Source organism: Massilia sp. ST3, from assembly GCF_018119405.1.
Classification (GTDB): domain Bacteria; phylum Pseudomonadota; class Gammaproteobacteria; order Burkholderiales; family Burkholderiaceae_D; genus Telluria.
The window spans coordinates 62,594-83,650 of sequence record NZ_JAGPWC010000020.1 but is presented as its reverse complement, the minus strand read 5'-3'; the positions used below and the strand labels follow the sequence as shown (position 1 = coordinate 83,650).

Genomic DNA, 21,057 nt, shown 5'->3' with positions numbered 1-21,057 from the left:
CCTGCTCCCTTGACCAGGGACGGCGCGGACGCGGGCACGGCCGCCGCCCGCTGGGCCGTCCCGCACCAGGGGCAGAAATTCACCCCGCGCGGGAAGGTCCGGCCACAGGCGGCGTTGACGCACCGGTAGATCACTTCGTTCTGAGCCATGCGGTCCCTTACTCCGGATCGGGGACACCGTCGTCCGGATCGGGGATCGCCTCACCCAGCAGCGCGGCCAGTTCCGGCAGCGCGCCGACCGTGCTCCACTTGTCCAGCTTCGGATTCCAGCGCATGTCCCAGGCCCGCGTTCCGGCGTCGATCTCGCCGCGCGCCGCCATCTGGGCGATCTCGTCCGGCGTATAGGGTCCGCGCTGCGCGCCCTGCAGGAACAATTTGTAGCGCTTGCCGCCCGCCGCGGCCGGGGCCGCCCCCGCCGGCGTCGGCGCCGCCTTGCGCTGCAGGACTTCGCCGGCCCTGTCCTCGCTGGCCAGGTAGTCGGGCAGGATCACGCGCTTGTCCACTGGGCGCTCGACCTCCCAGCTGTAGGCGTCGCTCGCCGAACCGGGCACGGCCTCGGTCCAGTGGGCGATCCCGGACAGCGCGGTCTCGATCTGGCTCGGCGACAGGCCCGGGTCGGCCGCGGCGGCGCGCCGGATCCACTGGTCGTACAGCCGCCGCGCCGTGATGTTGGGCAGCGAGGGCGACGGCAGCTGGGCCCCGGTCTCGTCGACTTCCAGGCGCGGCTCGTAGACGCGCAGCTGATAGTGGCGCATCAGGGCCGCCAGCAGCGCCAGCTGGTGCGGCCCCATGGCGGCCAGGCGCGCCTGCACGGCGGCGATCACCTGCTCGCGGTAGTAGCTGGGCAGGCCGTTGGAGCGGATCGCGTACTCGTTGCCGATCTGGAGCCACTCGCCGGAACCGGGTTCGACCTCGAACAGGTATTGTCCGCGCGGCTGGAAGCTGGCCTCGCGGTCGCCCAGGTCGGGTTTACGCCGGATCACGCCCAGCGCGATCGCCTGGAGGAACCATTCGTAGTCGTCGGCCAGCCGGTTGAGCTCATCCATCGAGGGCGAGATCGGATGCCGGAAGCGGGTGGCGTCGAAGTGCAGGTGGGTCGGGATCTTGGGGTTCTCGATCTGGTACGAGGCGCGCCAGGTCGGCAGGCCGCGCAGCACCGTCATCGGATAGCCGGAGAGCTCGATGTAGCACACTGCGCGCCCGGTGAAACCGGTGTTGACGATCGAGACCAGGTCGCCATGGAAGTACCCGGTCGGCACGGCGGCGCGCAGCTCGGCCTCCATCTTGCGCCAGGCGCCCACGTCGCCCACCCCGATGAAGCACTTGAACTGGTCGGCGGCCGGCGTGAACTCGGCCGAGAAGCGCGCGTTCACCCAGGGCATGGCGCTGCGGATCCACTCGCCGAACACGCGCTGGCGTTCCTGGGGAGTCAGGCTGGACAGCCGCTCGAGCAGCGGATCGACGGGTTCCGGCTGGGCCAGCTCCTGGCTGGAGAGCTGGAGCTGGGCGCGGCGGAACAGCTTGAGCAGCAGCTCGGAACGCAGGCGCTCGTCGCCCAGCTGCGGGAACAAGCGCGCCGAACCGCCGAACTCCAGCAGCACTTCCTCGCTCCAGGCGCTGACGTCGCCCGTCAGGCGCACGGGCGGCGGCGTGGTGTCGGCGGCGAGCTTGATATAGGTGGCGTGCTCCTGGCGCGCGTCGGCGCGCAGCTGGCTGATGCGCTGATCGGCTGCCGCCAGCATGGCCTGGACCTGGCGCCGGCCTTCCTGGAATTCGCCCGCGATGCCGCTCCATTGCGCCTGTCCCTGCTCGTCGGTGCTCTGCGGGTCGCCCAGCCAGGCCGACATGCCGCGCATGACCTCGATCGACTGCCCGGCGGAGACGGCCAGCAGGTGGAAGCGCAGGTAGTCGGCGATGTCGCGCTTGAGGTGGTTCATCACCTCGCGCCCCTGCGCTTCCTTGCCGAACATGCGGCTCGAGGCCTGCGACAGGTTGTTCAGCGACTCCTCCACCTGGCGCGTGCGCAGCGCGTCGCGCACGTCGCGGTAGCGGCGGCCGTTGCGCTCGGCGTTGGCCAGGTCGCGCTGCAGCAGGCGCGCCTTGACCTGCTCCAGCAGCGAGAGCACGAATTCCAGTCCGCCCTGCTTGCGGTCGTCGAGCAGCGCATACAGGCGGTCGCGGACGCGGGTCTTGAGGCGCTGCAGCTGCTCGCTGGTATGCCGCTTGATGCGGTCCTCGCTGGTCTCGGCGGTGGCGCCGGCCTCGCGGATGGCGTCGCGTTCCAGGTTGGGCAGCAGCTCGGCCACCTTCTCGCGCCACAGCTTGATGTCGTAGGACGCCATGATGCGGTCCATCTCGAGCTGCACCTTGCTCTCCACGCGCTCGAGCAAGGAGCGGCCGTCGCGGTCCAGCAGCAGGGTATGCGTGAGCGTGTATTCGGGGAAGGCGGTGACGTCCACCGTACCCTTGCGGAAGTCGGGGAACTCGTCGAAGGGACGCTCGGCCATGTCCATCTGCTCGCGCATGAAGCTGTCGCGTTCCTGGTCGCCGGCACGGCGCGCCGCCGTTCCATCACTGCTCACCAGCCCGAAGAAGGCCTTCACCATCAGTCCGGCCAGTTCGTAGGCGCGAATGTCCTCGACCAGGCTTTGCTGGGTATCGAGCACCGCCTGGCCGAAGGCCGAATACACCTTCGAGTACGACAGGCGCATGTCGCCGAAGCGCGTCTCGGGCACCTTGGGATTGTAGGGGCCGAGCTTGTGCTGCTGCTGGTTGACCGCCACCGAGCGCTTGCGGTTGGCGAAATCGGCCGAGGCGAAATCCTCGAACAGGGTGTCGGCCACCATCTGGTAGACGTCCTTGACGTCCAGGGTGGCCTTGTTGGCCAGGTTGGCGGTGTCGACGAAATACACGTCGTCGAAGGGCGAGCCGCTGCCCGCGATGCTGTCGGGCTCCATCCAGTGCACGCGCGCGTTCATGTCGCGCATCGCCGTTTCCAGCTCCATCAGGGTGGCGTAGGCGTTGGCTTCGGTGCGCTCCTTGTTGGCCTTGGCGAAACCCGAGGGCATGAACAGCACCAGGTCGACCTGGCTGTCGGACACCTCCTGGCGCGCGATGGCCTTCGACAGCCAGCCCAGGTCGATCGCGCTGCCGGCGCCGGTGCCGCCGGCGGCGGAAGCGATGACAACGATGCGGAATTTCGAGGTGTCGACCTGCAGGCCAAGGCGCTGGTAGTTCTCCTTGCGCTCGATGCCGGCGTTACTGCTCAGGAAGTTGAGCGCGCCCTTGATGCGGCCGCGCAGCTTGGGGTATTTGTCGAACAGGTAGAGCCGGGCCAGCGCGCGGATCTGGCCCGCGCCCTTGGACGGGTCGATGCCCAGCGAGCGCAGCTTCTTGGGACGCAGCGGCATCCAGTTCTCGATCAGCGGGAAGCGCGCCAGGCTGTCGTCGGACTCGTGGTATTGCGGCAGGTCGAGCGGCTCGACCAGGCGCTCCTCGTCGCTCAGGCGCACCAGCTCGTACCAGGGATCGGTACGCTGCGACTTGCCTTCGTCGATCACGGCGTTGCTGTCGAGGTCGAAGTGCAGGAAGCGCGCCACCGGGAAGTCGCCGATCGACTCCACGCGGGTCGGATGGTGGCGGTTCCACACCGCCGACAGGATGCGGCGGCGGATGCGCATCATCACTTCCATGCCGGTGCCGCCCGCGCCGATGAACAGGGTGGGCCGCAGGTCGACCTTGAGCTCGGTTTTCGCGCCCAGGCTGCCGGGGGTAGGGAATTCTGCCATGTCGTCTCTCTTTCAGCTTAGCGGCGGCCGGTGAACAGCGCCGCGACCAGGGCCACCACCCCGACGATGACCAGCGGACCGGTGACGCCGAAGGTCAGATAGCGGCTCGCATTGATGATCGCCAGCACCGCTGCCGCGGACAGGAAGCCCAGTCCGATGAACAGCAGCCAGCCCGCCGTGCCCGCCGACGAAGGGGCGACGCGGCGCACCACCAGGTGGTGCACGAAAGCGTTGCGCACGAAGAAGTACACCACCAGCAGGATCAGGAACACGGCGCCGCCGATCGCCAGATCGCGCGTCGAGGTGTCGGTGGCCGGCGGCATGCCCTCCGTCCCAGGCACGACTTCCACCGGACGCGCCGCGGTATCGGGCGCGGTCTTCGGCAAGGTGTCCTGGGGAGAGGCCGATTCCTCGGGCAGCTTGAAGCCGGGATCGGCCGGCGACGGCGCGGCGGGTGGCTGGGTTCCTTGCATCATGGTCCTCTCGTCTTAGCGGCCAAGCTTGACCTGCGCGCCTTCGCGCAGGTCCAGCAGCTGGTGGCCGAACAGGGTGGTCTTGAGCTGGGCAACCTGCCGCCCGGCCTTGTCGTAGATCGGTTGCGTGGTGCCGGGCCGCGCGCGCATGGTGCGCAGCTCGTCTTCCACGGTCACATGCGCGATTTTCGGGCGGGCGTAGGCATAGGCCGCCGCGCCGGCCGCCGCCAGCAGCGCCAGCGCCGCGCCGCCCAGAGCCAGCAGCGGCCCCATGCCGTAGTGCACGCGCACCTCCACCGGCAGCACGGCGGTGGACGCCTGCACCCGCGCCGGCGGGATGAAGATGTCCGGCAGCGGATCGCCTGGGAACAGCGCCGCCATGCGCTGGCGGAAGGCCTGCGACAGCTCCAGCTTCTGGTTCGCCAGGTGCAGCTGGATGGTCCCCGGCAGCACATAGGCCGAGCCGGCCGACTTCAGTGCCTCCCACGACCATTTGTCGGGTAGTTGCGCCACCGGCAGGGTCATGGTCGAGCCCAGGGGGGCCGGCTTGCCGGGGGCCAGCGCGCTCACCCGGCTGCTGGCGAGCGTGATCGGGCGGTCCTCGCCGCCCAGCACGGAACGCGCGCTCAGGGTGGCCGAGGAAATCGTGTACGGGTACATCGTGTTCTCGAGATTCCATTCGATGCGCGCCGTGGGCTGGCGCGCATCCGGCGCCACGTCGGCGCGCAGCACGCCATTGGCCGCGGTGGCGAAGCGCACCCCCGCTGCATTCTCGACCTTGCGCGGCGCCAGGCGCACCGTGTCGCGGTCGAGCGGCTTCAGGCGCGCGGGCGGTTCGGTGATCACGCGCTGGACGCGCCCGGCGGCCAGCAGCGCGTCGAGGGCCCTGCTGCCCTCGTTGCCGACGGCGAAGGCATACACCATCAGGCCGTTGGCGCTGTAGTGCTCGCCCTTGACCGGCATGCGCAGGGGGAAGGCCAGCGCCCGGGTAATAGCGGCGCCGCCGTGGATCAGCTGGTAGAACTCGCGGTTGCGCTGGGCGGTGGCCTGGTCGTTGTTGGGGCTGTTGCGGTTGTTGGTGAACAGCCAGACGATGCCTGGCTTGCCGCCCAGCGCCTGGCCAATGGCGGCCTGCACCGCTTCGCCCAGGTCGGTGTCCGCCAGCGCCGCGCTGCCGGGCTTGCGCGCCGTGTCCAGTGCGCGCAGGGCTTGCGTCACCCTGCCCTGCACCGTCTCCTTGCCCGCCTTGAAGGAGAGCAGCGCGCGCGGGGAAGGCGCGCCAGGGAGCGACTGGTTGAAGGCGGCCAGCACCACCGCATCGCCCGCCTGCACCACGCTGCCCGCCAGCGCGCCGACCAGCGGCTTGAAAGAAGATTGCGGATCGCTGTAGAAGGGCTCCATCCAGCCCGAGTTCTGCACCAGGAAGACCTGCGGAATGGCCCAGGCGAAGGCCGGCGCGCCGGCCAGCACGGCGGCGGAGAGACAGCGGACCAGGAATCCGGACCACGCCTTCATCACGCGAGCTCGTCCAGGCGCCAGCCGCGCATCTGGTTCCAGTCGGGATGATGCAGCCACAGGCAGTCGTCGTAGACCAAGGGCACGCACTCGAGCGGCCGCGCCAGGCGCGCGATCTCGTCCAGGATCACGTTGCGCCGGCCTATCCATTCCACCGTCACGCGCGGGATCACGCGATCGTCGAGCGCGTCCTCGGCGCGCCCGGTGTACTTGTGCAAGCGCAGCACCAGCCCGCTCGGCTGGCTGCGGTTGTTGTTGAAGCTGCGCAGCAGCGGCACCACCAGGGTATCGTCCTGGGCCTGGTCTTCGACATGTTCGGACGACCAGGGTTCGTCCAGCACCGGGTGGCCGCGCCGGAACAGGAAGTTGGCGAAGCCCAGGCGCGCGCCGTCGATCGGCACCTGCGCGGGAGGACCGGTCTCCGCGCCCAGTTCGAGGAAGGAGTAGCCCTGGCCGTCATGGCCGATGTGCCACAGGCGCCCGTCGCGGCTCTGGGTCGGGCCGCCGAAGGCCAGGCGCGGCTGCCACCCGGGCGGCCAGGGCGCGAAGCGCGGCGCTTCGCCGGGACGCCAGCTGAGCTGGCCCGCCTCGTGCAGCCAGAACAGGCGGCCGTCGTAGCCGAAGGGGCGCGACCAGCCGCCCGCCGGCAGGTCGGGACAGGCCAGCTGCTGCGCTTCGCTGAAATCGGTGCGCGCGCTCCACAGGTGGACATTGCCCTCGGCCCCGACCAGGCAGGCCAGGTAGCGCCGCATGAGGCCGGGAGCGGCCAGCACCGGCGCATCGACTACCGGCTCCAGGCGGTAGCTTTCGCTGACCGGGTTGATCCACAGGCGCTGCAGGCCGTACGCGGTCGGCGCCAGGGCCACCTCGCCGCGCGCCCCGCCCTCGAGCGGCAGCCATGCATATGCCGAAGCCGTAAACGCCAGGCCGGCGGCGCCGTCCTCGGGCGTCAGCACATGCCACAGCTGGGCCAGCGGGTCCCAGTACTGCAGCACGCCGCGCGTGTGCGCCAGGGCCAGCAGGCGCTGCTCGGGAAAGCCGAAGCCGGCGGCGGCGAACACGCACCAGGCGTTCGGCGGCGCGGGCATGAGGCGGTCGGGACGGCCGGCGTGGGGCGCGGCGGGCCGCTCTTCCAGGCTGTCGCCCAGGGCCAGCGAAGTCACCGGCAAGCCGTGCGGCACATGGCGCGGCAGCGCGGCGTCGGCGCCCGGTCCCCACCAGCCCGGCCGGCGCGTGGGCTGGCCGTTCAGGCGCTGCAAGGCCTGGCCGCAATGGGGGCAATGGACGAAGCCTTCGGGATAGATGGGCGCACAGGCGCAGGATGTGGGCAGCGAGGCGCCGAGCAGGTGAGCGACGTCGGCCAGGCGCGCGCCGGCATGGGACTGCCAGTCGATGCGTCCCAAGCCCTCGCTTGACTGCAGGGCGAAGTGCCCGTTCGCGCCATCCTCCTGCCAGATGCTGGCAGGCGTTTCCCATCGGTATGCCATCCGCTCCACCGTTCGCCTCGCCATTTGATTTGCTGAAACAAGGCCTGTCGAGGCCGTTGTTGTTGCTCAAATCATAGCGCCGCCACCTGTCGAGCGGCGCGCTGTTCACGGGGTAGCGTGGGCTGACACTTCAGGGATCAAATAGCGGACTCGTACAGGGAACTTTTGGCCTGGATCCGTATAATGGCGGGCTGGATCCTCCATCGAAGCCCGCCATGCATTCCGCCGTTCCCTCTTCTTCCCCGTCCACGGACGAGTTGCCCGCCCATGCCGTCGAGGCCGCCACGGCCCACCTGGCCGACCTGCTGGCGATTGCCGTCGAACACGGCCCGGCCCATGCCGCGCTAGTGGTCTACGACACCCGCACTCCGCTGTCGCGCGCCCTGCTCGCGGCCTACCGCCGCAACCTGCCGGACGCGCGCTTCATCGACTTCGACAGCGTGGGCGCCGGCGAGGTGCTGGCCGCCTTCCGCGCCATGCAATCGAAGGACCTGGTGGTGCTGGTGCAGTCGACCAATTTCCGCCTGGACGGCTTCCGCATCCGGGTCGAACTGTTCAAGCTGGGCCTGAAGGTGATCGAGCACGTGCACCTGTCGCGCATGCCCGGCGCGCAAAGCGAGCACTACATCGAGGCTCTGGCCTATGACCCGGCCTATTTCCGCGGCACCGGACGCGCGCTCAAGGCGCGCATCGACACCGCGCCGGGCGCCCGCGTCGAGGGCGGCGGCGAGGTGCTGCACTTCGCCTCGCCCCTCGAGCCCGCCAAGCTGAACGTCGGCGACTACAGCGAGATGCACAACGTGGGCGGCCAGTTCCCGATCGGCGAAGTGTTCACCGAGGCGCTCGACCTGGAGGCGGTGCACGGAAGGGTCCAGGTGCACGTGTTCGGCGATACGAACTACCGCTCCAACCACCCCGACACGCCGGTGACCCTGGTGATCGACAAGGGTCGTGTGGTGGCGGCGGAGAACGCGACCCCGGCCTTCCAGGAGGTGCTGGACATCATCCGCGCCGACGAGGGCGAGGTCTGGGTGCGCGAGCTGGGCTTCGGCCTGAACCGCGCCTTCACGCGCGAGCGCCGCGTCGACGACATCGGCACCTACGAGCGCATGTGCGGCATCCATCTCTCGCTCGGGGCCAAGCACGGGGTCTATCCGAAGCCGGGCTTCAAGCGCAAGGATGCGCGCTACCACATCGACGTGTTCGCGGTGACCGACGCGGTGTACCTGGGTGAGGAGCGGGTGTATGCGGACGGGGGCTGGCTGGTCTAAGCAGCGCCTACGGTAGGGTGGACGGGTCCCCCGTCCACGCGTTCAACCAGCTTCCGCCGGCCCGTCTGCGAGAACGGAGCCGCCAACGATCACCGCGTGGACGGCCGAGCCGTCCACCCTACGATCGCGGCCTGCAATCCCATGAAAAAAATGCTTGTATTCCACCCGCTTGCTGATGCTATGATGTAAATATTACAACGATAAACGGACGGCGATCATGGGAGACGGCGTTCTTGGGGATGTTCTCACGCATGTGAGCGAAATACAGGGCATTGGCGCTGTTCCACGCATTCTCGAGACGGTCGCCGCCATGACAGGGCTGCGCTTCGTCGCCATCGCCCATGTCACCGACGTGTCCTGGACCGCCTGCGCGGTGCACGACCGCCTCGACTTCGGCCTGCGCCCCGGCGATACGCTCGACGTCGACACCACCATCTGCAGCGAGGTCCACGCCACGCGCCAGCCTGTGATCATCGACAGCGTCCGCCACAGCGAACGCTACCGCGAGCACTACACGCCGCGCATCTACGGCTTCCAGAGCTACTTTTCGATTCCGATCTTCCGCCCGGACGGCTTTTATTTCGGCACTCTGTGCGGCCTCGACCCGGAAGCGGCGCGCCTCACCGACGGTCCCACCGTGTCGGCCCTGAGCCTGTTCGCGGAACTGATCTCGAACCAGCTCGAATCCGAACGCTCGCTGCGCGCCGCGCGCACCGCCCTGTTCTCGGAACGCGAAACGGCCGAACTGCGCGAACAGTTCATCGCCGTGCTGGGGCACGACCTGCGCACGCCCCTGGGCGCGATCCTGAGCGGCAGCGAGATCCTCGGACGCAGGGTCGAGGATGCCGGCGCGCGCCAGCTGGTGGAGCGCATCCGCCGCAGCGCGCGGCGCATGGCGGCGCTGGTCGACGACGTGGTCGACTTCACGCGCGGGCGCATGGGCGCGGGCATCGCGCTCGACCTGCACGAGCGCGACGACATCGGCATCGTGCTGGAGCAGGTGGTGGACGAGCTGCGCGGGGTCTATCCCGGACGCCAGCTCGATACCGCCATCGATACGCGGCTGGCGCTGCGCTGCGACCCGCAGCGCCTGGCGCAGCTGCTCTCGAACCTGCTCAAGAACGCGCTGGTGCACGGCAACCCGCAGCGGCCGATCACGGTCACCGGCGCCCTCGACGGTCCCAGCTTCATCCTGCGCGTGACCAACGAGGGACCGGACCTGAGCCCGGCCATGATCGGCCAGCTGTTCAAGCCCTACTGGCGCGCTTCCTCGCGCGCCGGCAGCGAGGGCCTGGGCCTGGGGCTGTACATCGTCGACCAGATCGCCGCCGGCCACGGCGGGGCGATCCGCGTCACCTCGGCCGAAGGACGGACCTCGTTCACCTTCAGCATGCCGGCGGGGTAATCTGGCGTATGCACGTTGCTCCATGTGGACCGCATGCCCCATACTCGGCGGGCTTGAGTCAACGACATGGAGATCCGGATGCACCTTGAACGTCTCACTGCCTTATTCCGCCCTCGCACCGCCGCATTGGCGGCGGCACTTTGCGCGAGCTTCTTTCCGTCCGTCCCGGCCTGGGCGGACGACAGCGCCGCCATCACGCGCATCGAGCGCAACCTGGCCAGCCGCGTCATGCTCAAGGGCGCACCCGGCGCCAGCCTGGCCGATGAGATGAAGCGCCTGAATGTCCCTGGCGTCAGCGTTGCCGTGATCCGCGGCGGCAAGCTGGCCTGGGCGCGCGCTTACGGTGTCGCCTATGCCGGTGGACCGGCGGTCACGCCGGAAACGCTGTTCCAGGCCGCCTCGGTCAGCAAGCCTGTCACCGCCCTGGCCGCGATGCGCATGGTCGAGGGCGGCAAGTTGGCGCTCGACGCCGACATCAACAACTCCCTGACGAGCTGGAAGCTGCCGGCCGGCCCTGACGGGGCCAAGGCGAGCCTGCGCCAACTGCTGTCGCACACGGCCGGCACGTCGGTCTCGGGCTTCCCCGGCTACGCGGCCGATGCCCCGCTGCCGACCGTGCTGCAGATACTGGGCGGCCAGGCGCCGGCCAACAACAAGCCGGTGCGTATCGAGGCGGCGCCCGGCGCGGCCTGGAACTACTCGGGCGGCGGCTACACGGTCGTCCAGCAGGCCATGGCGGATACTGCCGGGAAGCCCTTCGACGCCCTCCTGGCGGAGTCGGTCCTGAAGCCGCTCGGCATGCGCGACAGCACGTTCGCGCAGCCGCTACCGGCGGCCATGAAAGCGCGCGCCGCCCAGCCCCATGACGGCAAGGGGCAGCCGTATCCGGGCGGGGCCTACACCCATCCCGAAATGGCGGCGGCCGGCCTGTGGACCACGCCGAGCGACGTCGCCCGTTTCGCCCTGGCGGTGCAGGATATCCAGGCCGGGCGCCTCAAAGGCGTCCTGTCGGCCGAGCTGGCGCGTACCATGCTCACGCCGATCCAGCGCAACTATGCACTCGGCTTCGGTATCGAGGGCCAGGCGCCACGCCAGGCCTTCGGCCACACGGGCGCCAACAAGGGATTCCGGTCGTCCATGCTGGCCAGCTTCGACGGCGACAATGGCGTGATCGTGATGACCAACGGCGACAATGGCGGACAGCTGGCCGCAAGCCTGGAACGCGCCGTTGCCATCGAATACGGCTGGTCGGTGCGCCAGCCGAAGGTGCGCGAGGCGGTGGCCTTGTCGCCGGAGCTCCGCAAAACCTATGTCGGCCGCTACGAGTCGCCGGTGCTGGGCAGCTTCGAGATCGCCGAGCGCGACGGCAAGCTGGGGCTGTCGATGAAAGGCGGTCCTTTCGACACGCTATACGCCGAGTCGGACAAGGTCCTGTTCATGCTGGAGCGCGACGCCGAGCTGCGCTTCGAGGACGCTGACGGCGGCAAGATCGTGGGTGGCCCCCTGAATGCGCCGTACAAGCGCGTGTCGCTGTAAGGCCGGTGTGCGGAACCCGTCAATACATGGGTTCCGCATATGTATTATGTATCAGCTTTTTTACAAATCCCCCGAACAATTGCCGGTTGGGTAAAGCTAGAATAGTTTTTCCTATACCAACTAAAATTCCAGGGGAAATATGATACGTCTGCCCATCAGCCTGGCGGCTTTGTGCCTCACCGCCTCGGCTTTTGCAGCTGCGCCTTTCGACGACAAGTTCCGCCAGCTCGATGAACTGCTCCCGACCCCGGGCGCAATCCGCACCGCCTCCGGTGCCCCAGGCCACGCCTACTGGCAGCAGCGCGCCGACTACACGATGCGCGCCACCCTCGACGAAAGCCGCCGCGCCATCACCGGCTCGGGCACCATCACGTATTACAACAATTCCCCGGACACCCTGAAGTACCTTTGGGTGCAGCTGGACCAGAACATCTACAAGCCGGATTCGGATGCGCGCCAGAGCGCCACCGTAGCCTCGCGCCAGGCCTGGGAAAAGCCGCGCAGCCCCGAGGAAGGCCTGAAGTTCGACGGCATGCGCTCGATGCTCACCGCCGCCGACTTCCCGGGCGGTTTCAATATCAAGAGCGTCAAGGACAGCGGCGGCCGCGCCCTGTCCCACACCATCAACAAGACCATGATGCGCATCGACCTGCCGCAGGCCCTGAAGCCGGGTGCGCGCGTGTCCTTCAGCGTCGAGTGGAGCTACAACATCAACGAGCAGAAGGTGCTCGGCGGCCGCTCGGGCTACGAGAAGTTCGACGACAAGAACGACCTGTTCGAGATCGCCCAGTGGTTCCCGCGCATGGCGGCCTACTACGACGTCTATGGCTGGCAGCACAAGCAGTTCCTGGGCGCCGGCGAATTCACCCTGGAATTCGGCGACTACGACGTTCAGATCACGGTCCCGGCCGACCACATCGTGGCCTCGACCGGCGAACTGCTGAACCCGGGCGAGGTGCTGACCGCCGCCCAGCGCGAGCGCCTGAAGCAGGCGCGCACGTCGAAGAAGCCGGTCATCATCGCCACCCAGGCCGAAGCCGAAGCGCGCGAGAAGCAGCGCGCGACCGGCACCAAGACCTGGCACTTCCGCGCCAAGAACGTGCGCGACTTCGCCTTCGCCTCCAGCCGCAAGTTCATCTGGGACGCCCAGGGGATCAAGAGCGGCAACACCGATGTGATGGCGATGTCCTACTACCCGAAGGAAGGCAACCCGCTGTGGGAGCGCTATTCGACCCACGCGATCGTCCATACCATCGAGCAGTACAACAAGTATTCGCTGGACTATCCCTACCCGGTGTCGATCTCGGTCAACGGCCCGGTGGGCGGCATGGAATACCCGATGATCACGTTCAACGGCCCGCGCCCCGTCAAGGACAAGAAGACCGGTGAACTCACCTATTCCAAGCGCACCAAGTACGGCCTGATCGGCGTGATCATCCACGAGGTGGGCCACAACTACTTCCCGATGATCGTCAACTCGGACGAGCGCCAGTGGACCTGGATGGACGAGGGCCTGAACTCCTTCGTGCAGTCGCTGGCCCAGGAAGCCTGGGAAGAAGACTGGTCGGAGATGCGCGGCCATCCGCGCCAGATCGTCGACTACATGCGCAGCCGTAACCAGGTGCCGATCATGACCAACTCGGAGTCCCTGCTCCAGTTTGGTAACAACGCCTATGCCAAGCCGGCGGCCGCGCTGAACATCCTGCGCGAATCGGTGCTGGGCCGCGAGCTGTTCGACTTCGCCTTCAAGGAATACGCCCAGCGCTGGAAATTCAAGCGCCCGACCCCGGCCGACTTCTTCCGCACCATGGAAGACGCCTCGGGCACGGACCTCGACTGGTTCTGGCGCGGCTGGTTCTACACCACCGACGCGGTGGACGTGAGCGTGGACGGCATCACCGAGTACACGGTCAGCAGCAAGGACCCGGAAGTCGAGAAGGCCTGGCAGCGCGCGCGCAAACAGGCGGAGCCGATCTCGATCACCGACCAGCGCAACAAGGGCATGGTCCGCCGCGTGGACCAGTATCCTGAGCTGAAGGACTTCTACAACCAGAACGACGACTTCACGGTCACCAACAAGGACCGCAACAAGTACGCCGAGACCATGGAAGGTCTCGAGGACTGGGAGAAGGAACTGCTCAAGTCGGGCAAGCACCTGACCCTGGTGGACTTCAGCAACAAGGGCGGCCTGGTGACTCCGCTGGTCGTCGAGATCGAGCTCAAGAGCGGCAAGAAGTACATCGAGCGCATTCCGGCCGAAGTATGGCGCTATTCGCCGACCAAGATCACCAAGCTGTTCATCACCGATGAGCCGATGGTGGGCCTGGTGCAGGACCCGTACTGGGAAACCGCCGATATCGACGTCAGCAACAACGCCTGGCCGCGCAAGGCGGAGCCTTCGCGCCTGGAGCTGTTCAAGACCGAGCAGGACAAGAACAACCTGATGCGCGACTACAATACCAAGCTCAAGACCACGGAGCAGAAGGACGCGGACAAGTCAGAGAAATCGGAGTAAGCGCCGGTTCCAGCGATTGTCGAACGCGTCGGCGGCATAGCCGCCAACCCTACCGGCGGGGCACTTTTCTGTGTCCTGCCGGTTTCTCATTCAGCCTTTACACTTGTATGAACATCAAGCACCTGCAGGCGAGCGTCGCCGCACTGATCCTGGGCCTGAGCGCCGCCGCCAGCGCCGCCGCGCCGGCCATCGAGGACAAGTTCCGCCAGCTCGACGAGCTGCTGCCCACGCCGAACGAGTACCGCACCGCCTCCGGCGCGCCCGGCCACGCCTACTGGCAGCAGCGCGCCGACTACCGCATCAAGGTCACGCTCGACGAAGCCAGGCGCGCGGTCAGCGGTTCCGGCACGATCACCTACCACAACAACTCGCCGGACACGCTGTCCTACCTGTGGGTGCAGCTGGACCAGAACATGTTCCGTCCGGATTCGGACAACCGCAACATCGCCACCTTGCCCTCGCGCGATGCCTGGCAGGCGCGCGGCAACGACGGGGTCAAGTTCGAGGCCCTGCGCTTCCAGCTGGCCTCGCGCACTTTCGAAGGCGGCATCGCCATCCACGGCGTGACGGATAGCGGCGGGCGCAAGCTGGCGCATACCATCAACAAGACCATGATGCGGATCGACCTGCCGCAGCCGATGAAGCCGGGTTCGCGCTTCTCGTTCAATGTGGCCTGGAGCTTCAACATCCCCGAAATGAACGTGCTGGGCCGCCGCATGGGCTTCGAGCGCTTCGACCAGGAGGACAAGGCGAACAATAGCGACCTGTTCGAGATCGCCCAGTTCTTCCCGCGCATGGCCGCCTATTACGACATCAAGGGCTGGCAGAACAAGCAGTACATGGGCGACGGCGAGTTCACCCTGGAGTTCGGCGACTACGAAGTCGACATCACGGTCCCGGCCGACCACATCGTGGCCTCGACCGGCGAACTGCAGAATCCGGGAGAAGTGCTCACCAGCGCCCAGCGCGAGCGCCTGCAGCAAGCCAGGACCGCAAAGAAGCCGGTGCTGATCGCCACCCAGCTTGAAGCCGAGGCGCGTGAAAAAGCGCGCGCGGGCGCCAGCAAGACCTGGCGCTTCAAGGCGAAGAACGTGCGCGATTTCGCCTTCGCCACCAGCCGCAAGTTCATCTGGGACGCCCAGGGCATCAAGAGCGGCGACAAGGACGTGCTGGCGATGTCCTACTACCCGAAGGAAGCCAATCCGCTGTGGGGGACCTACTCGACGGCGGCCGTGATCCACACCATCGAGCAGTACAACAAGTATTCCTTCGACTACCCCTATCCGGTCGCGATCTCGGTCAACGGCCCGGTGGGCGGCATGGAATACCCGATGATCTCCTTCAACGGCCGCCGCCCGGTCAAGGACAAGAAGACGGGCGAGCTGACCTATCCGAAGGCGACCAAGTATGGCCTGATCGGCGTGATCATCCATGAAGTGGGCCACAACTACTTCCCGATGATCGTCAATTCCGACGAGCGCCAGTGGACCTGGATGGACGAGGGCCTGAACAGCTTCCTGCAGTTCCTGGCCCAGCAGGCCTGGGAAGAGAACTACCCGGATACCCGCGGCGAGGCGCGCGACATCGTCGCCTACATGCGCAGCACCAACCAGGTGCCGATCATGACCAATGCCGAATCGACCCTCCAGCGTGGCAACAACGCCTACGCCAAGCCGGCCACCGCCCTGAATATCCTGCGCGAGACCATCCTCGGGCGCGAACTGTTCGACTTCGCCTTCAAGGAATACGCCGAGCGCTGGAAGTTCAAGCGTCCGACCCCGGCCGACTTCTTCCGCACCATGGAAGATGCTTCCGGCACGGACCTCGACTGGTTCTGGCGCGGCTGGTTCTACACCACCGACCCGGTCGACGTGAGCGTGGACGGCATCACCGAGTACACCGTCGGCAGCAAGGATCCGGAAATCGAAAAAGCCTGGCAGCGCGCCCGCCACCAGGCCGAGCCGGTGTCCATCATCGACCAGCGCAACAAGGGCATGGTGCGCCGTGTCGACCGCTTCCCGGAACTGAAGGACTTCTACAACGAACACGACGACTTCACGGTGACCAACAAGGACCGCAACACGTACAACGAGACCATGGCGGAACTGGAGGACTGGGAAAAGGAACTGCTCAAGTCCGGCAAGCGCCTGACCCTGGTCGACTTCACCAACAAGGGCGGCCTGGTGACCCCGCTGATCGTCGAGATCGAACTGAAGAGCGGCAAGAAGTATATCGAGCGCATCCCGGCCGAGGTGTGGCGCTATTCGCCCACGAAGATCACCAAGCTGTTCATCACCGACGAGCCGATCGTGGGCCTGGTGCAGGACCCCTACTGGGAAACGGCGGACATCGACGTGGACAACAACGCCTGGCCGCGCAAGGCCCAGCCTTCGCGCCTGGAGCTGTTCAAGACCCAGCAGAACCAGAACAACCTGATGCAGGACTTCCGCACGCCGCTCAAGAAGCCGGCCGCTGAAGCTCCGAAGGCGGTCCAATGACATCCAGGCTGTCCAAGGTCCTGTGCGCCGTCCTGCTCGCCGCATCGAGCATGGCGGCGCACGCCCACCGCTTCCACACCAGCATCACGGATATCTCGTACAACGCGCGCACCAGGAGCACGGAGATCGTCCACACCTACATGGCGCACGACATCGAAGCGCTCTTGACGAACCTCTACCAGCGCCAGTTCGACCTGGGCGACCCGGAAGACCAGGACGTGCTGCGCAAGTACATCGAGCAGCAGTTCGCCATCAAGGGGCCGGACAAGCAGCCCCTGAAGCTGCGCTGGGTCGGCATGACGATCGACGCGCAAAGCGTCGTCATCTACCAGGAAGCCGAGCAGACCCCGCTGTCGCAGGCGGCGGTCATTCGCCAGGGCGTCCTGATCGACTTCCTGCCCGACCAGGTCAACACCGTCAACCTCAACGAAGCGGGAACGGTCCGCTCCCTCACCTTCATGCGCCAGGCCATCGAACAGCCGGCCCGCTAGACACGCAATGAAATTACGCATTCTCCCCTGCGCGCTGGCCGCGCTGTTCATTCACGTCCCCGCCCAGGCCGACGACTTTGTGCTCCAGCGCGTGCTGGTCGAAGGTGCGCGCGCGAGCATGCTCGGCATCGCCGACTCGGCCGGCGCCGGCAGCGCGGGCGCGAAAGACCTCGCCAACCGCATCGCCTACCGTCCGGGCGAACTGCTCGAAGTCACGCCCGGCCTGATCGCCAGCCAGCACAGCGGCGAAGGCAAGGCCAACCAGTTCTACCTGCGCGGCTTCAACCTCGACCACGGCACCGATCTCGCCACCTGGGTCGACGGCATGCCGGTCAACCAGCGCAGCCATGCGCACGGCCAGGGCTGGACCGACCTGAACTTCCTGATTCCCGAACTGGTCGGCCGCCTCGACTACCGCAAGGGGCCGTATTCCTCGCGCGAGGGCGACTTTTCCTCGGCCGGCGTGGCCGCGCTCACCTACGCCAACCGCCTCACCAGGAACCTGGCAACGGCCACCTTGGGCCAGGACGGCTATGCGCGCACGGTCGTCGCCGGCTCGGTGGACGCCGCCGGCGGCAGTGTGCTGGTTGCGGTCGAGGGCCTCAAGAACGATGGCCCCTGGACCCGGGACGACGGCTACCGCAAGACCAACGCCGTGCTGCGCTACAGCCGCGGCTACGCCAACAACGGCTGGAGCGTGACCGCGATGCACTACAGCGGACACTGGAACGCGACCGACCAGATCCCGCTGCGGGCGGTACAGGATGGCCGCATCGGCCGCTACGACAACATCGACAGCACGGACGGGGGCGAGGCGCGCCGCGCCAGCCTGTCCGGCGTGTGGCGCCGCACCGATGCCGATTCGGCTTCGAAGGTGAGCGCCTATGTCATCCGCAACCGCCTCGACCTGTATTCGAACTTCACCTATTTTCTCAACGACCCGGTCGACGGCGACCAGTTCAGCCAGCCGGACCGCCGCGTGACCTCGGGCATGGACGGCAGCCACACCTGGCACGTGCACCGCAGCGAGGCCTTCTCGTCCGACCTGACGGTGGGCGCCCAGCTCCAGAACGACAACATCCACAACGGCCTGTACGACACGCGCGCGCGCCAGCGCCTGGCGACCACGCGCGAAGACCATATCGTCGAGACCAGCGGCGCCCTCTATATCGAGAGCGCCACGCGCTGGAGCGAGGCGCTGCGCACCGTGGCCGGCGTGCGCGCCAGCCGCTACCGCTTCCGCGTCGACAGCGACCGTCCGGAGAACACGGGCAGCGCGCATGACACCCTGGTCACGCCGTCGCTGAACCTGGTATATGGCCCGTGGACCTCGACCGAACTGTATGCCAATGTCGGCCATGGCTTCCACAGCAATGACGCGCGCGGCACCGTGGCCAGCGTCGACCCGAAGACCATGGACGCGATCGAGCGCACGCCGGGCCTGGTGCGCTCGCGCGGTGTTGAATTCGGCATCCGCAGCGAAGCCATCCCGAAGATGCAGACCTCGCTGTCGCTGTACCGCCTGGACTTCGATTCCGAGCTGACCTATATCGGCGACGCCGGCAACACCGAGGCGGGCGACCCCAGCCGCCGCTACGGCATCGAATTCTCGAACTACTACCGTCCGCTCAAGTGGCTGTCGCTCGACTTCGACGCCGCCTACGCGCGCGCCCGTTCGCGCGGCGGCAACCCAGCCGGCAACCGGATTCCCGGCGCGATCGAAGGCGTGGCCCAGCTCAGCCTGACCGTGGACCGCGGCCCGTGGTCGAGCGCCCTGCGACTGCGCTGGTTCGGCCCGCGTCCGCTGATCGAGGACGACAGCGTACGCTCCAAGGCCAGCGTCACGCTGGGCGGCCGCATCGGCTACCGCCTGGCCAAGGACCTGCAGCTGGAACTGGAAGGCTTCAACCTCACCAACCGGCGCGATTCGGCGATCGACTATTTCTACGCCTCGCAGCTGAAGGGCGAAGCGGCGCCGGTGGACGATGTGCACTTCCACCCGATTGAGCCCCGCTCCTTCCGGATCACCCTGGTCAAGAATTGGTAAGCCTCAGACCGGCGGCGTGGAAAAGTGCTACGCTAGCCGGCATGACAACACCGCAAGCACCTTATCTTGAGCCGTCGCAGCTGACGGACGCCCTGCGCAGCACCGGCTATGCCCTGCTGCGTCCCCTCGACGTCGCCCGCCTGGCCGGCTGCAGCCTGGACGAACTCCAGACGCTGGCGCCGAGCTGGGAACACCTCGAACTCGACAACTACCTGAAGGACGGCGGCCGCTACCGGCGCCGCCGCCATTCCTGCTTCGTCGACGACGGCAGCCAGCTGTCGCAGACGCCGCACCGCGCGCACTGGCAGCCGGTGGAGTACAACGCCCTGCACGGCGGCATGCACCGCCTGTTCGCGCCGATCGAGCCCGGCACCATCGCCAACCCGGCCTGGAACCGTCTGCTGCGCGCGCTGGGCGAAGTCTGCTCCGGCGTGCGCGGCCCGCGCCGCTGGTATGTGGAAGCGCACCAGTTCCGCATCGACACCGCCGACGGCATCGGCCGTCCGACGCCGGAAGGCGCGCACCGCGACGGCGTCGACTTCGTGGCCGTGATCCTGATCGGGCGCCATGGCATCAAGGGCGGCGAGACGCGGGTGTTCGAGGCCAACGGGCCGGCGGGCCAGCGCTTCACGATGCTGGAGCCCTGGACCCTGCTGCTGCTGGACGACGCGGCCGTGATCCATGAATCGACGCCGATCCAGCCGCTGGGGGAGCATGGGCATCGGGATACGCTGGTGCTGACCTGGCGCGAGAAGGCGTTCCAGGGCGAGGACGCGTAGGGTTGGCGGGCGGGAATCCAATTTTCGGAGAAAACTGGAGGAGACGGTTTCAATATAATCCAATTTATTGTGCACTGCAATACCGTAGAACTACGGTGCGCCATTGTGAAGAGAAACGTTTCCAATCAGACCGTTCTTGTCGCTAATGCGGCATTGCGCAATGCCGCGTTCGCTGCGAATCAATATCGCAGGAATTCCTCACTGCCGAGCAAGGCCGCATCCAGCGGCGGCGTGCGCGTGGCCGCCGCCATGGCCGCTGCTGAAGGCGTCGGCGCCTCCGGCCGCACCGTCGACGGCGAGGCCAAGCTTGCCGGCTGATTGCGGTCCCCCGGCAATACACGCATCGGCGGCGCCACCGACGCTTGGCGGTGCCGGCGCGGCGCTTCGGCCGCGAGCGGCAAGCGCCCCTGCGCCAGGGCCGCGGCCACCTCGGGCCAGGCGCCCATCCCCTCTTCTTCCAGCTCTACCTGCGCCCGCGCCAGCGGCGCCGCATTGGCGACCTCGATGCCGCTGCTCCGCACCGCCGAGGCCAGCAGGCGCAGCGGATCCTTGCGCTTGTTCGCCTGCGCCGCCGGCGCCAGGAAGTCCGGACTAGTGAACAAGGCCCGCAAGACCTCCTTCTGGTCGCCGCCGCTGCGCCGCCACGCGGCTTCCATGCGCGACATCAAGCGCCGCGGCGGCACGCCGCCGACAAAACGTTCGGCCAGCGCCCGAAGCCACGCGGCCGGATCCCCGTCAACCCGTCCGAACACCTGCGGGCGCAGCGTCTCCGCCATGCGCGCCTGTTCGGCCGGGGCCATCCCCGCTGCCCCGTGCTGCTGCAGCCGGAAGCCGACCAGTACCTCCTCGAGCTGGCGCCGGCTGGCGATGGCGCGCAGCAGACGCTCCTGCCGCGCCAGGTCGTCGGCTTCGGCGCCATCGGCGTCCAGGCGTGCGTTCCCCAGCTCCCGCACCCGGCGCGCGTCTTCGCCCAGCAAGTCCGGCCTGGAAGGGTCGAGCTGTTCCGCCACGTAGCGCTCCAGCCCCATGGCCTGCAGGCGCGCCACCTCGCCCGGCCGCGGGCCGAAGCTCATGCGGTTCAGCACGTGCAGGGCCTGCTCCGCCGTCAGGGGCGCCGCCGCGGACACGGCGCCGGCAAGCAGGCAGCACAAGGCCACTATCCATTTGCGGACCATGCTTCCTCCTTCTCGATAAGGATTTATACCCCATGCGCCACCCGGTGTCCCATGCCGCCGTCGGCGATGCTGTAAATC

13 protein-coding genes are annotated in these 21,057 nt (G+C 67.4%); 8 read left to right on the top strand and 5 right to left on the bottom strand.

Features of this window, described 5'->3' with window-relative positions; genetic code table 11:
* Positions 1–157: 157 nt before the first annotated feature.
* The 4 genes from KBW98_RS09395 to KBW98_RS09380 are packed head-to-tail and all read right to left on the bottom strand — an operon-like array spanning position 158 to position 7,262.
* Entirely contained in the window at positions 158–3,787 is a 3,630-nt protein-coding gene (locus KBW98_RS09395; RefSeq protein WP_211519858.1) for a tubulin-like doman-containing protein, read from the bottom strand.
* Positions 3,788–3,804: 17 nt separating this feature from the next.
* On the bottom strand, positions 3,805–4,263 hold the full coding sequence (locus tag KBW98_RS09390) for a hypothetical protein (RefSeq protein ID WP_229429081.1): 459 nt from the start codon (positions 4,261–4,263) through the stop codon (positions 3,805–3,807).
* Between the two features lie 12 nt (positions 4,264–4,275).
* Positions 4,276–5,775: a hypothetical protein gene (locus KBW98_RS09385; protein WP_211519857.1), complete on the bottom strand. Its 1,500-nt coding sequence runs from the start codon at positions 5,773–5,775 to the stop codon at positions 4,276–4,278.
* Positions 5,775–7,262 (bottom strand): hypothetical protein, encoded by a 1,488-nt coding sequence (locus KBW98_RS09380; protein WP_211519856.1) that lies wholly within the window; start codon positions 7,260–7,262, stop codon positions 5,775–5,777. Before KBW98_RS09380 ends, KBW98_RS09385 begins: the two co-directional genes overlap by 1 nt.
* A gap of 215 nt (positions 7,263–7,477) precedes the next feature.
* Here KBW98_RS09380 and KBW98_RS09375 point away from each other — a divergent pair, with 215 nt between their 5' ends.
* From KBW98_RS09375 to KBW98_RS09340, 8 genes are all read left to right on the top strand, one after another.
* Complete coding sequence (locus KBW98_RS09375; protein WP_211519855.1) at positions 7,478–8,533, top strand: hypothetical protein; 1,056 nt, start codon at positions 7,478–7,480, stop codon at positions 8,531–8,533.
* Between the two features lie 217 nt (positions 8,534–8,750).
* Positions 8,751–9,938: an ATP-binding protein gene (locus tag KBW98_RS09370; protein WP_211519854.1), complete on the top strand. Its 1,188-nt coding sequence runs from the start codon at positions 8,751–8,753 to the stop codon at positions 9,936–9,938.
* A gap of 78 nt (positions 9,939–10,016) precedes the next feature.
* Entirely contained in the window at positions 10,017–11,474 is a 1,458-nt protein-coding gene (locus KBW98_RS09365) for a serine hydrolase (protein WP_211519853.1), read from the top strand.
* A 139-nt stretch (positions 11,475–11,613) separates the two neighbouring features.
* A complete protein-coding gene (locus KBW98_RS09360; protein WP_211519852.1) occupies positions 11,614–13,989 on the top strand; it encodes a M1 family metallopeptidase in 2,376 nt (791 codons plus the stop codon).
* A 107-nt stretch (positions 13,990–14,096) separates the two neighbouring features.
* Positions 14,097–16,487, top strand: coding sequence for a M1 family metallopeptidase (locus KBW98_RS09355; protein ID WP_211519851.1), 2,391 nt, complete (start codon positions 14,097–14,099; stop codon positions 16,485–16,487).
* Positions 16,484–16,978, top strand: coding sequence for a DUF6702 family protein (locus KBW98_RS09350; protein ID WP_211519850.1), 495 nt, complete (start codon positions 16,484–16,486; stop codon positions 16,976–16,978). The genes KBW98_RS09355 and KBW98_RS09350 overlap by 4 nt, the downstream gene beginning before the upstream one ends.
* A 7-nt stretch (positions 16,979–16,985) precedes the next feature.
* Positions 16,986–19,025 (top strand): TonB-dependent receptor, encoded by a 2,040-nt coding sequence (locus KBW98_RS09345; protein ID WP_211519849.1) that lies wholly within the window; start codon positions 16,986–16,988, stop codon positions 19,023–19,025.
* 41 nt (positions 19,026–19,066) lie between these two features.
* On the top strand, positions 19,067–19,804 hold the full coding sequence (locus KBW98_RS09340; protein ID WP_211519848.1) for a 2OG-Fe dioxygenase family protein: 738 nt from the start codon (positions 19,067–19,069) through the stop codon (positions 19,802–19,804).
* A gap of 179 nt (positions 19,805–19,983) precedes the next feature.
* Here the strand turns inward: KBW98_RS09340 and KBW98_RS09335 are convergent, their stop codons facing one another.
* Positions 19,984–20,979: a DUF1800 family protein gene (locus KBW98_RS09335; RefSeq protein ID WP_211519847.1), complete on the bottom strand. Its 996-nt coding sequence runs from the start codon at positions 20,977–20,979 to the stop codon at positions 19,984–19,986.
* Positions 20,980–21,057 lie beyond the last annotated feature (78 nt).